At 42.2% G+C, this 16719-nt stretch carries 13 protein-coding genes; all 13 read left to right on the top strand.

Annotated elements, in window-relative coordinates; genetic code table 11:
- Nucleotides 1-66: 66 nt before the first annotated feature.
- The 13 genes from miaB to DDE80_RS01280 all read left to right on the top strand — a co-directional run bounded on the left by miaB (nt 67) and on the right by DDE80_RS01280 (nt 16548).
- Nucleotides 67-1575: a tRNA (N6-isopentenyl adenosine(37)-C2)-methylthiotransferase MiaB gene (gene miaB, locus DDE80_RS01220; protein ID WP_108305866.1), complete on the top strand. Its 1509-nt coding sequence runs from the start codon at nt 67-69 to the stop codon at nt 1573-1575.
- Between the two features lie 16 nt (nt 1576-1591).
- Nucleotides 1592-2023: a YlbF/YmcA family competence regulator gene (locus tag DDE80_RS01225; protein ID WP_108305867.1), complete on the top strand. Its 432-nt coding sequence runs from the start codon at nt 1592-1594 to the stop codon at nt 2021-2023.
- A gap of 83 nt (nt 2024-2106) precedes the next feature.
- Nucleotides 2107-4650, top strand: coding sequence for a DNA mismatch repair protein MutS (gene mutS, locus DDE80_RS01230; protein ID WP_108305868.1), 2544 nt, complete (start codon nt 2107-2109; stop codon nt 4648-4650).
- 10 nt (nt 4651-4660) lie between these two features.
- Nucleotides 4661-6442: a DNA mismatch repair endonuclease MutL gene (mutL, locus tag DDE80_RS01235; RefSeq protein ID WP_108305869.1), complete on the top strand. Its 1782-nt coding sequence runs from the start codon at nt 4661-4663 to the stop codon at nt 6440-6442.
- Between the two features lie 11 nt (nt 6443-6453).
- Nucleotides 6454-7944 (top strand): glycerol kinase GlpK, encoded by a 1491-nt coding sequence (gene glpK / locus DDE80_RS01240; protein WP_108305870.1) that lies wholly within the window; start codon nt 6454-6456, stop codon nt 7942-7944.
- Nucleotides 7945-7958: 14 nt separating this feature from the next.
- Complete coding sequence (locus tag DDE80_RS01245) at nt 7959-9590, top strand: glycerol-3-phosphate dehydrogenase/oxidase (RefSeq protein ID WP_108305871.1); 1632 nt, start codon at nt 7959-7961, stop codon at nt 9588-9590.
- A gap of 15 nt (nt 9591-9605) precedes the next feature.
- The gene (locus DDE80_RS01250) at nt 9606-10496 is read left to right on the top strand and encodes an alpha/beta fold hydrolase (RefSeq protein ID WP_235612238.1); all 891 of its coding nucleotides are present in this window, start codon (nt 9606-9608) and stop codon (nt 10494-10496) included.
- Complete coding sequence (gene miaA, locus DDE80_RS01255) at nt 10489-11388, top strand: tRNA (adenosine(37)-N6)-dimethylallyltransferase MiaA (RefSeq protein WP_427901785.1); 900 nt, start codon at nt 10489-10491, stop codon at nt 11386-11388. The genes DDE80_RS01250 and miaA overlap by 8 nt, the downstream gene beginning before the upstream one ends.
- Before the next feature lie 58 nt (nt 11389-11446).
- A complete protein-coding gene (hfq, locus tag DDE80_RS01260; protein WP_108305872.1) occupies nt 11447-11671 on the top strand; it encodes an RNA chaperone Hfq in 225 nt (74 codons plus the stop codon).
- Between the two features lie 108 nt (nt 11672-11779).
- Nucleotides 11780-13033: a methionine gamma-lyase family protein gene (locus DDE80_RS01265; protein ID WP_201261474.1), complete on the top strand. Its 1254-nt coding sequence runs from the start codon at nt 11780-11782 to the stop codon at nt 13031-13033.
- A gap of 391 nt (nt 13034-13424) precedes the next feature.
- Nucleotides 13425-13790 carry a MerR family transcriptional regulator gene (locus tag DDE80_RS01270; RefSeq protein ID WP_108305890.1) on the top strand — a complete coding sequence of 122 codons (366 nt, stop codon included), beginning with the start codon at nt 13425-13427 and terminating at the stop codon, nt 13788-13790.
- A gap of 14 nt (nt 13791-13804) precedes the next feature.
- Nucleotides 13805-15139, top strand: coding sequence for a type I glutamate--ammonia ligase (gene glnA / locus DDE80_RS01275; protein ID WP_108305874.1), 1335 nt, complete (start codon nt 13805-13807; stop codon nt 15137-15139).
- Between the two features lie 74 nt (nt 15140-15213).
- Nucleotides 15214-16548 carry a protein adenylyltransferase SelO gene (locus DDE80_RS01280; RefSeq protein WP_108305875.1) on the top strand — a complete coding sequence of 445 codons (1335 nt, stop codon included), beginning with the start codon at nt 15214-15216 and terminating at the stop codon, nt 16546-16548.
- The last annotated feature ends 171 nt before the right edge of the window (nt 16549-16719 follow it).

The raw sequence follows: 16719 nt of genomic DNA on the forward strand, positions 1-16719 counted from the left end.
TTCGCTATAATGGAACAATGAGAATTCGTCGTGACGAATTTAGCTCGAAAGGAGTTTCATTACGTAATGAATGAAGAACAACGATTAGCGAGTCAGCAAATCAAAAAAGATAAACAACCTGCAAAGGATTATAGTAAATATTTTGAGCAAGTGTTTACCGCTCCTTCACTAAAAGAAGCGAAAAAGCGCGGTAAAGAAGACGTAAAATACCATAAAGACTTTGAAATTGATGAGCAATTTGCCAATATGGGCGTAGGACGTAAATTTTATATCCGAACGTACGGTTGTCAAATGAATGAGCATGATACTGAGGTGATGGCAGGTATTTTTATGGCGCTTGGCTATGAGCCAACCGAAAATATTGAGGAATCGGATATTGTATTACTTAATACATGCGCCATTCGTGAAGGCGCCGAAAACAAAGTATTTGGTGAGCTAGGTTTCCTATTAAAATATAAGCGCAAAAATCCAAATATGTTAATTGGTGTGTGTGGCTGTATGTCCCAAGAGGAAAACGTCGTTAAACGTATTTTAAAACAATACCAGCACGTCGATATGGTTTTTGGCACGCATAATATTCACCGCTTACCGACAATTTTAAAAGAAGCGTATTTATCAAAAGAAATGGTCGTTGAAGTATGGTCAAAAGAGGGCGACGTTATCGAAAACCTACCTAAAAAACGCCTTGGTTCAATTAAAGCTTGGGTTAATATTATGTATGGTTGCGATAAGTTTTGTACGTATTGCATCGTACCTTATACACGAGGTAAGGAACGTAGTCGTCGTCCTGAGGAAATTATTCAAGAAGTGCGTAGCTTAGCAGCAGAGGGCTATCAAGAAATTATGTTGCTCGGTCAAAATGTTAACGCTTACGGTAAAGACTTTGACGACATAACATATGGTCTTGGCGATTTAATGAAAGAGTTAAGCACAATTGATATTCCGCGTATCCGTTTTACCACAAGTCATCCACGTGATTTCGATGATTATTTAATTGAGGTGCTTGCGCAAAAAGGTAACCTTGTAGAGCATATCCATTTACCTGTACAGTCAGGCTCTAATGAAATTTTAAAAATTATGGCACGTAAATATACGCGCGAGCATTTTTTACAATTGGTAGATAAAATTAAGACAGCTATCCCAGATGTGGCTTTAACAACGGATATTATTGTAGGCTACCCAAATGAAACAGAAGAGCAGTTTGAAGAAACGTTATCGCTTTACCGCGAAGTTGGCTTTGAAATGGCTTATACGTACATTTACTCTGCGCGTGAAGGTACGCCAGCTGCTAAAATGCAAGATAATGTACCGGATGACGTTAAAAAGCAACGTCTTGACCGTCTAAACGAAGTGGTGCGTGAGTACTCGGCAAAAGCGTTAGAAAAGTTAGTCGGTACGGAGATCGAAGTATTAGTTGAAGGAAGCAGTAAGCGCCGCGATGATGTATTAGCGGGCTATACACGTAAAAATCGTCTCGTTAACTTCGAAGGGCCTGCAGATAGCGTTGGCAAATTAGTAACAGTAAAAATTATTGAAGCAAAATCACACTCCCTCGTAGGCGAGTTTATTAAATAAAAGGTGGTAACTAACAATGACAAAATTATACACTAAAGATGATTTAATTATTAAAGCACGCGAAATCGCACATATGATTGCCAATACAGAGCAAGTCGAAATTTTTAAAGCAGCAGAAGCTAAAATTAACGAAAACCAAATGGTTCGTGAAAAAATTGAAAGCTTAAAAGCACTGCAAAAACAAGCGGTTAACTTTGAACACCTTGGTAAAGAGCGTGGCGTGAAGGTAATCGAAAGTAAAATTGAGCAAATCGAAAATGAAATTAATGAAGTGCCAGTCGTACAACAGTTTAAAATGACGCAAATGGACGTTAATGAATTATTACAATTAGTGTCAAATACCATTGCGAACCATGTAACGAACGAAATCGTTGAATCAACAGGCGGCGATGTACTGCGCGGCGAAACAGGTTCATACGTAGAAAATAAGAGCGGCAGCTGCTCATAAAATAAATGCGAGTCGAGCGATATGTTCGATTCGCATTTTTTGTTTGTTATAATAAGCATACGTAATTTTGAAACAGGAGAGAAATGACAATGACCTATACCCCAATGATGCAACAATATTTAACGATTAAGGCGGAGTATGAAGATGCCTTTTTATTTTTCCGCTTAGGCGATTTTTATGAATTATTTTTTACGGATGCAACGCGCGCATCACAAATTTTAGAAATTACATTGACGAGCCGTGATGCTGGTAGTAAAGAGCGTATTCCTATGTGTGGTGTGCCGCATCACTCTGCACAAAACTATATTGAAACTTTAGTACAAAAAGGATATAAGGTGGCCATCTGTGAGCAAACTGAAGATCCAAAGCATGCCAAGGGTGTTGTGCGCCGTGAAGTCGTGCAGTTAATTACGCCAGGGACACTAACAGAAGGAAAGACAGTAGACGGTAAAAGTAATCACTTCATTGCAGCGGCTGACCCAATTGATACGGGCTTTAGCTATGCCTATTTAGATATGGCGACGGGCGAGGCAATTGTATCAACGGTAGAGGGCGAGGCACGCGCTTTAGTGCTACAACTTCAATCTTATGGCATTAAGGAAGTGATTGTACCTGAACATTTGACTGCTGTTATGTCACCATTAACTGCGCAACTTGGTATTACCCTGTCGGTAGAAGATGAAGTTAAGGAGCAAGCGTATCCTCATATTCCGAAGGCGCTACATACGAGTTGTGGTAGATTATTACGCTATATTGAGCGTACACAAATGCGTGCACTCGCGCATATTCAAGATTTTCGTTACGAAGAAACAGCCAATCATTTACGCATTGATGCCTCGTCTAAACGTAACCTTGAGCTAATCCAGTCCATTCGTGGTAATGATACAAAAGGAACGTTACTGTGGTTATTAGATGACACTGCAACATCAATGGGAGCACGTAAACTTAAGCAATGGCTACATGAACCTTTAGCTACACAGCATTTAATCGAAGCCCGCTTGCAAATAGTGAGTGATTTACTGGACGGCTTTTTTGTACGTGCGGAGTTACAAGCGATGCTTAAGCAAGTGTATGATTTAGAGCGTTTGGCAGGGCGTGTGGCGATGGGTAGTGTAGGTGGACGTGATGTCGCGCAACTTCGTGATTCATTGCGTCAAGTGCCGTTTATTCAAGACCAATTAATCAATGCTGGTTATGATAGTCTACGCGCGTTAGGGGAGCAACTTGATACTTGTGTGGATGTGGAGCAATTATTAGCAGCTGCCGTTACAGACCACCCGCCCATTAGTATTAAGGAAGGCGATGTGATTCGAGATGGCTATCATGCACGCCTTGATGAGCTACGTGATGCCTCACGTAACGGTAAGGACTGGTTAGCGCAACTTGAGCTCAAGGAACGTGAGCGGACGGGGATTAAAAACTTAAAAATTGGTTATAATCGCATTTTTGGCTATTATATTGAAATTACAAAATCGAATATTCATTTAGCTGATCTTACACGCTATGAACGCAAACAGACGCTTGCAAATTGTGAGCGCTATATTACAGACGAGTTAAAAGAAAAAGAGGCATTAATTTTAAATGCGGAAGAAGAAAGTTTATCCTTAGAGTATGACCTTTTTGTAGCACTGCGCGAAAAATTAAATGCTTACATTCCGCGTCTTCAAAAGTTAGCATCTGCATTGAGTGAGCTTGATGTACTTATGAGCTTTGCTCAAGTTTCGGATAATTATCGTTTTGTGCGACCTACTTTCCATGAGGGCAAAGCCTTACTTATTAAAGATGGGCGTCACCCAGTTGTCGAAAAAATGCTGAACAAGGATTCGTATGTACCAAATGATTGTTTATTAACCGAACAAGAAAATATGATGCTTATTACAGGACCTAATATGTCGGGTAAGAGTACGTATATGCGTCAGGTAGCTTTAATTACAGTAATGGCGCAAATGGGATGCTATGTGCCTGCAAGCGAGGCAAAGTTACCGATTGTCGACCAAATTTTTACCCGTATTGGTGCTGCGGATGATTTAGCGCAAGGACAATCAACCTTTATGGTCGAAATGTTAGAGTCACAACATGCCATTGCGAATGCAACAGCACGTAGCTTGTTATTATTTGACGAGATTGGGCGAGGAACTTCAACGTATGATGGTATGGCTTTAGCGCAGGCGATGATGGAGTATATCCATAATGAGATTGGGGCTAACACGTTATTCTCTACGCATTACCATGAGTTAACAACACTAGACCAAGCATTAACGAGATTGCAAAATGTACACGTGACTGCAGCTGAGCAAGACGGTAAAGTCGTATTTTTACACAAAGTAAAACGTGGGGCTGCAGATAAATCCTACGGTATTCATGTCGCGGAGCTTGCTCAACTGCCAACTGCCATTATTACACGTGCCAATGAACTGCTTATGAGCTTTGAGGAGCAACCTGCTGTCAGCACACCAATCATTGAACAAGTAGCTGAACCCGTTGCACAGCTTAGTTTATTTGCGGATGAGCCAACATCAGCTGAGCGAAAGGTACTTAAGCAGTTACAACAAGCTAATTTAATTACGTCAACGCCAATGGAGGCAATGAATTTATTATATGCACTACAACAACAATTAAAAAAATGAGGTGAGACGCATGGGCTCAATTCAAATTATGGACGAATGGCTCTCTAACCGTATTGCAGCTGGGGAAGTAGTGGAACGCCCAGCTTCAGTTGTTAAAGAGTTAATCGAGAACGCCATTGATGCTGGGAGTACATCTATTGAGGTGTTTTTACAGGAAGCGGGTTTATTATCGATTCAAGTGATTGATAATGGACGCGGTATGGATCAAGAGGATGCGAAGCACTGCTTTATGCGCCATGCCACGTCTAAAATTCATGATGAGCATGATTTATTCCGTATTCGTACACTAGGTTTTAGAGGCGAGGCACTCGCTTCTATTGCTTCTGTGGCAAAGGTAGAGCTCATCACATCTACTGGCGAAGTTGGTACGCGACTTGTATTAGAAGGTGGCAAGGTGCTTGTTAATGAGCCTGCTGCGGCACGTCAAGGTACAACGATGACCGTAAGCCAGCTCTTTTATAATACGCCAGCGCGTTTAAAATATATGAAGACTATCCAAACCGAGCTAAGTCATATTATGGATCTACTTAACCGTTTAGCATTAAGTAACCCGCAGATTGCGTTTCGTCTTGTGCATAATGACCATGAGCAACTACGTACGAACGGCCGTGGCGATATACCACAAGTGTTAGCAGCAATTTACGGGGTAGCTAATGCTAAAAAAATGATTCATTTTGCTGGTGAAACGAGCGATTATAAAATTTCAGGTTATGCCACATTACCTGAAGTAACACGCGCTTCAAAAAATTATATGTCGTTTTTTGTGAATCATAGATGGGTAAAGCATTATATGATGCAACACGCGATTATCGAGGCGTATCATACCTTTTTACCGATTAATCGCTTTCCTATTGTGGCATTGTATATTGAAAGTGACCCGCAGTTAACGGATGTAAACGTGCATCCTGCTAAGCACCAAATTCGCTTAAGTAAAGAAAAAGAATTGCTAGCACTCATTACGGCAACGCTGCGTAGTGCATTGCAAGCGGCCAGTCGAGTGCCACATGTAGAGCCTGCAAAAAAAGCACCTAAACTAGCGAGTGAACAAGTATCGTTGTGGCAACCACAAAATGTGTATGAGCGCCCTATAGTAGAAGAGCCTGAAGAAGTGGCGTGGGTATATAATCCACCGCAACCATCGCCTAGTGAGAAAACGAGCGATACCATTACTCATGAGCCGTTTATTGCGCCACCTGCAAAAAAAGAAGTGCTACCTCAACTTGAAATTGTAGGGCAAATTCACGGCACTTACATCGTAGCTCAAATGGAGGATGGCTTTTATTTAATTGACCAACACGCCGCACAAGAGCGCATTAAGTATGAGTATTACCGTGATAAAGTAGGTGAGGTCAATGCGAGTGAACGCCAATCTTTATTACTTCCGTTAACATTTCATTATGCAGCGGATGAGGCGACAATCGTAAAAGAGCACGCTACGTTACTCGAACAAGTAGGGGTGTTTTTAGAGCCTTTTGGTCAACATTCTTTTGTAGTGCGCGAGTACCCGACATGGATGCCACAGGATGAGGCAAAAGAAAATATCGAAGGGCTTATTGAACAAGTATTGCGTACTAAAAAAGTAGATATAAAAAAATTGCGCGAAGAAGCGGCGATTATGATGAGCTGTAAAGGTTCGATTAAAGCCAATCATAGTTTAACGCAACAGCAGATGACGCAATTACTAGAAGATTTGCGACAGGCCGAGCATCCTTTCACGTGCCCGCATGGTCGCCCTGTATTGATTCACTTCAGTACGACCGATGTAGAGAAAATGTTCAAACGTATTATGTAAGGGGGAGTGACATGAAAACATACGTATTAGCGATAGACCAAGGGACGACGAGTTCTCGTGCTATTTTATTCAATAAAAAAGGCGAAATTGTGCATACGGTACAACGCGAGTTTAAACAATACTTTCCGCAAACTGGCTGGGTAGAACATAACGCGCTTGAAATTTGGGGTTCGGTATTATCTGTCATTGCGAGCGTGCTAACCGAGAGTAAAATTGAACCTGAGCAAGTGCATGCGATTGGCATTACCAATCAACGTGAAACGACAGTCGTTTGGGATAAGCATACAGGTATTCCTGTGTATAATGCGATTGTGTGGCAGTCGCGCCAAACGCAAGACATTGTCAATCAGTTAAGAGAAGATGGGCATGAGACGTTAATTCAACAAAAAACAGGATTGCGTCTTGATCCGTATTTTTCAGGTACAAAAGTAAAGTGGTTATTAGACCATGTTGAAGGTGTACGTGAACGTGCAGAAGCAGGTGATTTATTATTTGGGACGATTGACAGCTGGCTGATTTGGAAGTTATCAAATGGTAAAGCTCACGTTACGGATTATTCTAATGCTTCGCGAACAATGCTTTATAATATACATGACCGCAAGTGGGATGAAACGTTATGTGAATTGTTGACGATACCGATGACGATGTTGCCAGAAGTTCGTAATTCCTCAGAAGTATATGTTAAAACAGACCCAGCTGTATTTTTCGGTGCAGCTGTGCCGATTGCAGGTGCGGCGGGAGATCAACAAGCTGCGCTTTTCGGTCAAACTTGTTTTGATAAGGGCATGGCCAAAAATACTTACGGTACAGGTTGCTTTATGCTCTTCAATACAGGTACAGAAGCTGTTACCTCTGAAAATGGTTTATTAACGACGATTGCTTGGGGCATTGATGATGAGGTGACATATGCCCTTGAAGGTAGTGTGTTCGTAGCGGGTTCGGCTATACAGTGGTTAAGAGATGGTTTACGCATGATTAAACATGCGAAAGATAGTGAAGCGTATGCGAAGAAAGTAAAAGATACAGACGGTGTTTATATGGTGCCGGCTTTTGTCGGCTTAGGCACGCCTTATTGGGACACGGATGCAAGGGGCGCGATGTTTGGTTTAACGCGCGGCACAACAAAAGAACATTTTATTCGCGCTACTGTAGAGTCACTCGCTTACCAAACGAAAGATGTACTCCATGCTATGGAAGAAGCTGCAGGTATTCCGATTGAAGCACTACGTGTGGACGGCGGCGCTGTACAAAATGCCTTTTTAATGCAGTTTCAAAGCGATATGTTACAAATTGAAGTAGAGCTTGCTAAACTGAACGAATCAACGGCGCTAGGCGCGGCGTACTTAGCAGGCCTTGCTACAGGATACTGGACAAACTTACAGGAGATACGTGCGCTATGGGCGCAGGGTGAGGTATACCACCCTCATATGACAGAACAGCAAATGGCTGTGCGCTACCACGGTTGGCAAAAAGCAGTAGCCGCGACACGTATGTTTAAATAAAAGGAGGAAATACAATGTTTTCCTATAAAGAACGCTCTAAAATTAAACAGTTAATGACAAACTATCATTTTGATGTCGTCGTGATTGGCGGTGGGATTACAGGAGCAGGTATTGCACTTGATGCTGCTTCGCGTGGGCTCTCTGTCGCTTTAGTTGAGATGCAAGATTTTTCTGCAGGTACATCGAGTCGTTCGACAAAACTCGTACACGGTGGGCTACGCTATTTAAAAAATTTAGAAGTGGACGTTGTAGCAGAAGTAGGACGTGAACGTGAAATTGTGTATAACAACGGTGTGCATATTACGACGCCTGAACATATGTTACTTCCGCTTTATAAAAAAGGTACGTATGGGCCTTTAGCTACCTCGATTGCACTAAAAGTGTATGATCGCCTAGCGCGTGTTAAAAAGGAAGAGCGCCGTACGATGCTTACGAAGAAGCAAACCTTACAGCTCGAACCTTTATTAAAAGAGCAAGATATGCGTGGTGGTGGCTATTATGTAGAATACCGCACAGATGATGCGCGATTAACAATCGAAGTGCTAAAAAAAGCAGTAGCGTATCAAGCATTATGTTTAAACTATGCGAAAGCGCAAAATTTTATGTATGACAAAAAGCGTCGTGTTGTTGGCGTTGAAGTTCTCGACAAATTAACAGACGACACGTTTACCATTAGCGCTACGCAAGTTATTAACGCTGCTGGTCCTTGGGTAGATGATGTGCGCAAGCGCGACCAAGTGGCGAATAATAAACAGCTGCGTCTAACAAAAGGCGTGCATATTGTCATTGATCAAACGGTATTTCCACTGCGACAAGCGATTTACTTTGACACACCTGATGGTCGTATGGTGTTTGCTATCCCGCGTGATGGTAAAGCGTATGTAGGTACGACAGATACGTTTTATGATAAGGACCCGATGCATCCTATTGCTACGCGTGAAGATGTGAGTTATTTATTAGAAACGATTCACTTTATGTTCCCGCAAGTTCGCGTGGGGCATGAAGATGTAGAGTCTACGTGGGCTGGTGTACGCCCGTTAATTTACGAAGAAGGAAAAGATCCTTCTGAAATATCACGTAAAGATGAGATTTGGGTAGCTAAAAGTGGCTTAATGACCATCGCGGGCGGAAAGCTGACGGGTTATCGCCAAATGGCTGAAGATATCGTAGACCAAGTCGTGCGTACGCATAAGTTTAAACATGCGCAAAAATGTGCGACGAAGCACTTGCCACTCTCAGGCGCGAATGGCATTAATGCTAAAAACTTCCAAGGTTATATCGGTAATAAAGCCAAGGAAGGCGAGCGTCTAGGAATTTCATACGAAGCGGCAAAACAGTTAGTTGCTACGTATGGTACAAATGTAGATGATGTTTTTCGCTATTTACGCAACGTGCAGGAAGGTGCACTGCCACGCTGCTTACATGCGCGTTTACTTTATGCAATTTATCATGAAATGGTCTACACACCGAGCGACTTCTTTATTCGCCGTACAGGGATGTTATATTTTGATATCGCAACTGTCGTTAAATATAAAGACGCTGTGTTAGACATCATGGCGAAAGAGTTGTCTTACACAGATAAACAGCGCCAACAATTTAATGAAGAGTTAATTATTGCTTTACACGAAGCAAAATATCCTCAGTAAAAAGGAGCGATAGCATTGACATATCTACGCATGAGTGATGGGCATGAAGTGTTTGTACGGTGCTATGAACCGCGTACGATACGCGGTCATGTGCATATTTTACATGGCATGGCAGAGCATAGTGGCCGTTATGAATCGTTGGCCCTTTTTTTACAGCAACAAGGCTATTATGTAACGTTACATGACCATAGGGGGCACGGTAATACAGCGCAGCGTAACGGCAAGTACGGCTATTTCGCTGCGCACGGAGGCTTTCATCGTGTTGTCATAGATGTGCACGAAGTGATTACTGCCGTACGACAAGGTAAAGAGCTACCACCTGTACAGCTTATCGGTCATAGTATGGGATCTTTTATCGCACGTAGCTATATCCAACGCTATGAAGTTGCGAATGTTATTTTAATCGGTACAGGTGAAGGTACAGTTAAGCACCGTGTGGGACAAATTTTACCGGCTTGTTCGCGTAGTAAAGATCAGCCAAGCCCATTGCTAAATGAGCTAAGCTTTGGCAGTTTTAGCCGAACGGTGTCGAATCGTTTAACCCCTTATGACTGGTTATGTACAGAGCCGACGGAAGTGCAAAAATATATCGCAGATGAGCAGTGCGGCTTTACCGCAACCACACAGTTTTATGCGGATATCATGGCAGGTATTGTTGAGGTAAGCACGCCCCAAGAAATTGCAAAAGTGCCTAAAACCTTGCCGATTTTATTAATGAGCGGTAGTGAGGATGCCGTCGGTAATGCGACAAAAGGTGTATTTCACGTAGCGGAGCAGTTTGAGCGCGCCGGCATACAACACGTATGTACGTATATTGTGGAAGGAAAGCGTCATGAGATTTTAAACGAGGCAAATAAGTATGCAACGTATCACATGATCGTACGGTGGTTACAACATTATGAATGAATTGATGGAAACATGTAAAACAAAAGAAGTGGTTGCGATTGTAGGACCTACAGCTTCTGGTAAGACCGCACTAAGCATTGCGCTTGCTAAAGCATTGGACGGTGAAGTGATTAACGGCGACGCTATGCAAGTGTACCGAGGGTTAGATATTGGTACAGCTAAAATTACAACCGAAGAGATGGAAGGCATCCCGCACCACTTGCTTAGCTTTTTAGCACCAACGGAAAGTTTTTCTGTAGCTGATTTTCAACAACTCGCACGCGAAAAAATTAAAGAAATTACAGCGCGTGGCAAAAAGCCTATTATTGTAGGCGGCACGGGTTTATATGTGCAAGCGGCTCTTTATGATTTTCGATTTACTGAGCAAAAAATTGATGAGGCGTTACGTCAGGAGCTTTATGCGATGTTAGAAGCGAAAGGTCCTCAACATATGCATAACTTACTTGCAGCACAAGATGCACAAACAGCGGCAACAATCCATCCTAATAATACACGCCGCGTGATTCGCGCTTTAGAAATGTTACAACAAGGTACGACTAAATCAGATGAAGCAAAGCAACAAGGCAATACTGCACTTTATGATGCGACAATTATTGGCTTAGACTTGCCTCGTGATGTATTGTATGACCGCATTAATGCGCGTGTAGATCACATGATGGCGTTAGGGCTCGAACAAGAAGTGCGTGCACTTTATGACGCAGGGATACGAGATGTGCAAGCGATACAAGCCATCGGTTATAAAGAACTATATGCTTATTTCGATGGGCATATGACAAAACAGGAAGCTCTTGAGGCATTAAAGCAAAATTCTCGTCGCTATGCCAAAAGGCAACTGACGTATTTCCGTAATAAAATGGACATAACTTTTATCAATCCCTTGCAAGTAACGTAAATATTGTTTGTAAATGTGTGAACGTGGTAAAGAAAAGTAACTATAGAAAGAGGGGGCTATGCGCATGACGAGTAATTTACAAGAAACGATGTTAAATCAGATGCGTAAAGACGAAATCTTCGTTACTGTCTTTTTACTCAATGGTTTTCAACTAAAAGGAACGATTAAGTCGTATGATAATTTTACGGTGTTACTACAAGATAGTGAAAACAATCAACATTTAATTTATAAGCATGCAATTTCAACTTTTGTACCGAGTCAAACGATTACTTACAATGACTAGTATCGTGAAAATAAGGCATAAGTTGGCCTATATTTTAAACCTAAAGCAAACGAGCTTTAGGTTTTTTTGTTATGATAGAAAGGAATGAAAAAAGAGGAGAGTTACGTAATGTATACAACGCATTTAACACCGCAAACCTTAGCGCTTGCAAAAGAAATTGAAGAACAAGTGAAAGACTATCATACAGCAGTCGATGACCGCGCATTTTTTAACCAACAAAAAGTGCTTGCGGCTTTTCGTAAACATCAAGTAAGTGATTATCACTTTAATCCATCGAATGGCTATGGCTATGATGATGAGGGGCGCGATAATTTAGAGCGCATTTATGCCACAGTATTTGGTGCAGAAGCTTGCATCGTACGCCAACAAATCATTTCAGGTACACATGCGATTTCAACCGCATTATTTGGTGTACTACGTCCAGGCGACGAACTGATGTATATTACAGGGAAGCCTTATGATTCACTACACTCGATTGTAGATGGTGGCGACAAGGATATTGGTTCCCTAAAAGACTTCGGTATTAGCTATCGTCATATTGATTTACTAGACGATGCTATTGACTGGCAGGGGGTAGCCGAGGCTGTGACGCCGCAAACTAAGGTAATAGGTATTCAACGTTCAAAGGGCTACGCATTACGTCCTTCGTTTACGGTAGCGCAAATTGCACAGATGTGTGAGCGTATCCGCGAAATTGCACCGCATGCTATTATTTTTGTCGACAATTGCTACGGTGAGTTTGTCGAAACAATGGAGCCGACAGAGGTAGGCGCTGATTTAATGGCAGGCTCATTAATTAAAAATCCAGGCGGTGGCTTAGCGAAAATTGGCGGCTATATCGCGGGTAAGGCAGCGCTTGTTGAGCGTTGTGCGCATCGTATGACAGCACCAGGTCTTGGTGCAGAAGCAGGCGCTAGCTTAAATACATTAGGCGATTTTTATCAAGGTTTCTTTATGGCGCCGCATACGGTAGCCCAAGCATTAAAGGGTGCTATTTTCACATCAGCAATGCTAGAGCATTTAGGTATGACGACAGCGCCACATTATAGCGCTGTACGTACGGATTTAATTCAATCGGTATCATTCCAAACAGCTGAGCAAATGATTGCTTTTTGTCAAGAAATCCAAACAAATTCACCTGTTAACGCGCATTATGCACCGGTACCTGCTTATATGCCAGGCTATGAGGATGATGTGATTATGGCTGCAGGCACATTTGTTCAAGGCTCATCGATTGAACTAACAGCCGATGGTCCAATTCGTCCGCCTTATACAGCTTTTATTCAAGGTGGCTTAACGTATGAGCACGTTAAATTCGCGATTTGTAGTGCGGTGCAAAAAATGAACGAGGAAGTACGCTAAATGCGTGCTTCTTTTTTATGGAATGTTGTCGTGTGCTCCAAAGTGTACGAGGCTAAACGTTGCCTTCCGCTTTTGTCATCTAGTTACAGCAAGCACCACCTCGCTCTTTTCACAAGCACCGAAGAAAATAAAGAGCATTTTCTCGTTGCTTGCTCCAAAGAATTCGGTGTTAAGCGCTTGCTTCCACTTTTGTCATCTAGTTGCAGGCAACAGCCTCTTGCACTTTTCACCCACGCCTAAGAAAGTAAAGGGCAACTTTCTTGTCGTGTGCTCCAAAGTGTACGAGGCTAGACGTTGCCTTCCACTTTTGATGTTAGAAAAGCTTACATACATTTGACGCTTACTTTTTTGTTCTGTAAAGTAGAGGTAGGGATGAAGGGAAGTGATGGATTTGCCGAGTGAGATTCGACGTTCAATGCCGCTATTATCGATAGGTGTGGTGATGGAGTTAACGGATTTAAGCGCAAGGCAAATTCGTTACTACGAAGAACAAGGGTTTATCACACCTGCACGCACAAACGGTAATCAACGTAAGTTTTCATTAAATGATGTGGATATATTGTTTGAAGTGAAGGATTTAGTGGAAGATAAGATGAATATGGCGAGTGTTAAGAAAATATTTGAATTACGCGCCGAACAACAAAAGCAAGAACAACAAGATGCGGAACTACGTCGCATGATGCGCGAAGAACGATTACGCGCACAACGTTTAGGACGGACATCCCCAACAAGAGGGGACTTGTCACGATTTTATTAGGAGAGTGGTAATGGATGCCGAAGTACACAAAAGAAGATATTAAAAAGATGATTGAAGAGAAAAATGTAAGCTTTATTCGCCTACAATTTACTGATATTTTAGGAACGATTAAAAACGTAGAAATTCCCGTAAGTCAATTAGACAAAGCGTTAGATAATAAAATGATGTTTGATGGATCATCTATCGAAGGTTTCGTACGTATCGAAGAGTCAGATATGTATTTATACCCGGATTTAAATACTTTCGTGGTGTTCCCTTGGACAGCAGAAAAAGGCAAAGTGGCACGTTTCATTTGTGATGTTTATACAGCTAAAGGTGAGCCTTTCGCAGGGGACCCACGTAATAACTTAAAACGTATCCTTAAAAAGATGGAAGACCTAGGCTTTACGAACTTTAACCTTGGGCCAGAGCCAGAGTTCTTCTTATTTAAATTAGACGAACGCGGTGAGCCAACATTAGAAGTAAATGACCACGGTGGTTATTTTGACTTAGCACCGACAGACCTTGGCGAAAACTGCCGTCGTGATATTGTGCTTGAACTTGAAGAGATGGGCTTTGAAATCGAAGCATCTCACCACGAGGTTGCGCCAGGTCAACACGAAATTGACTTTAAATATGCGGATGCCATCACAGCATGTGACAACATCCAAACGTTTAAGTTAGTTGTCAAAACAATTGCGCGTAAGCACGGCTTGCATGCTACATTTATGCCAAAACCATTATACGGTGAAGCAGGATCAGGTATGCACTTTAACGTTTCATTATTTAAAGGTAAAGAAAATGCCTTCTATGATGAATCAACAGAAATGGGCTTATCACAAACAGCGATGCAATTTATGGCGGGTGTCTTAAAGCATGTAAAAGGTTTTACAGCAATCACAAACCCAACGGTAAACTCATATAAACGTTTAGTACCAGGCTATGAAGCGCCTTGCTATATTGCTTGGTCAGGTCAAAACCGTTCGCCATTAGTACGTATTCCATCATCACGCGGTGTATCAACGCGTATTGAAGTGCGTTCAGTTGATCCAACAGCTAATCCATACCTTGCAATGGCGGTTATTTTAGAAGCAGGACTTGATGGTATTCGTAATGAACTAACGCCACCAGCTGAGGTTGACCGTAATATTTATGTAATGACAGAAGAAGAGCGCGAAGAAAATGGTATTGGTAGCTTACCAGGTAACTTAGATGATGCATTATTATTATTATCTCAAGATAAAGTAGCGCAAGAAGCACTAGGTCGTCATATTTATGCTAACTTTAAAGAAGCAAAAGATATTGAATTTGATATGTATCGTACGACCGTTCATCAATGGGAACGTGACCAATACATGAAAATGTATTAAGCAAGTAGAAACCTTGTATGCTTCGTGCATGCAAGGTTTTTTGTTATACTTTTCTAAACAAGGAGGCGATAGCTATGCAACAAACAACCTATACAAAATTACCACAAATTTTTTATTCGTACGTACGGCCAATGGCGATTGAACCAAAAACAATTATTTGGAATGAGCAGCTTGCCAAACAACTGAATATCGCACCACAAAATTTTTTTAACCCTGCAACAGAAACAATTGCACAGAGTTATATGGGGCATCAGTTTGGTCATTTAACAATGCTTGGTGATGGGCGTGCGATATTACTCGGCGAGGCTGAGGGGCAAGACGTTCAATTAAAGGGGAGCGGGCGTACACCTTACTCGCGTGGGGGCGATGGACAAGCAGGGCTCGGTCCGATGCTACGTGAATATATCATTAGTGAAGCGATGCACGGATTAGGAATCCCTACAACACGTAGTTTGGCGGTACTCGCGACAGGCCGCGAAGTTGTACGTGACACGATACAACAAGGAGCGGCTGTTGTACGCACGGCAGCTAGTCATATTCGTGTCGGCACGTTTCAATTTGCGAGGCATTACGGTGAGTTAGCCGATGTACAGGCATTAGCTGACTATGCGATAAAAAGGCATTACCCACAAGCTACGAGTTACCTCGAATTTTTTAATGCGGTAATGACAGCACAGGCAAAACTTGTTGCCCAGTGGCAAGGCGTGGGCTTTGTGCACGGTGTAATGAATACGGATAATACAAGCATTGCAGGTGAGACAATTGATTACGGACCTTGTGCGTTTTTAGATGTTTACCAACACGATGCTGTGTTTAGTTCGATTGATACTAATGGGCGCTATAGCTATCATAACCAACCGCAAATTATCGGTTGGAACTTAGCACGTTTTGTTGAATGTTTACTGCCACTATTTGCAGAAGACGAACAACAAGCACTAGCGCTTGCACAACAGGCAATTAATGCATACGGACCTACGTATGAAGCGGCGTGGCTTGACGTTTTTCGTGCAAAAATTGGCTTACCACAAGCGGACGCTGCCTTCATCCACGCACTACTTAATATTATGGAAGCTGAGCAACGTGATTTTACCGAAACATTCCGTGCATTAACACTGCAAGACGCGAGCCTATGCACAACAGAGCGCATGACCCAGTGGTATAAAGCATGGGCATCGCAAGTGACTGAGGAAGGTTTAGCTAAAATGAAACAAGCCAACCCAGCATTTATTGCTCGCAATTATTTAGTGGAGCGTGCCATTACCGATATGGAATTAATGGGGGACGACACAAGCTTGCAACAATTGCTTACTCAATTAAAAAACCCCTACGCCTACAGCGCCGAGCAGCTTGCGTACAAGCTACCTGACGATGAACGGGGTAGAGGCTTTGTGACCTATTGTGGCACGTGAGTTATTGTTGTTCTATTGGATCGGCTTTTAAGTAATGATTTAAAGTAAGCCCGTAATCAAATAACGCATATATTCATTCAGGCACCTCCGGTACCATAAAGGTATCAATTTTAAGGAGGTGCCATCTCTATGTCTAAAGATAAATTAACGATTGTCCCCGTTTCACTTGAT

It is taken from the genome of Metalysinibacillus jejuensis, assembly GCF_003057615.1.
GTDB classification, from domain to species: Bacteria; Bacillota; Bacilli; order Bacillales_A; family Planococcaceae; genus Metalysinibacillus; species Metalysinibacillus jejuensis.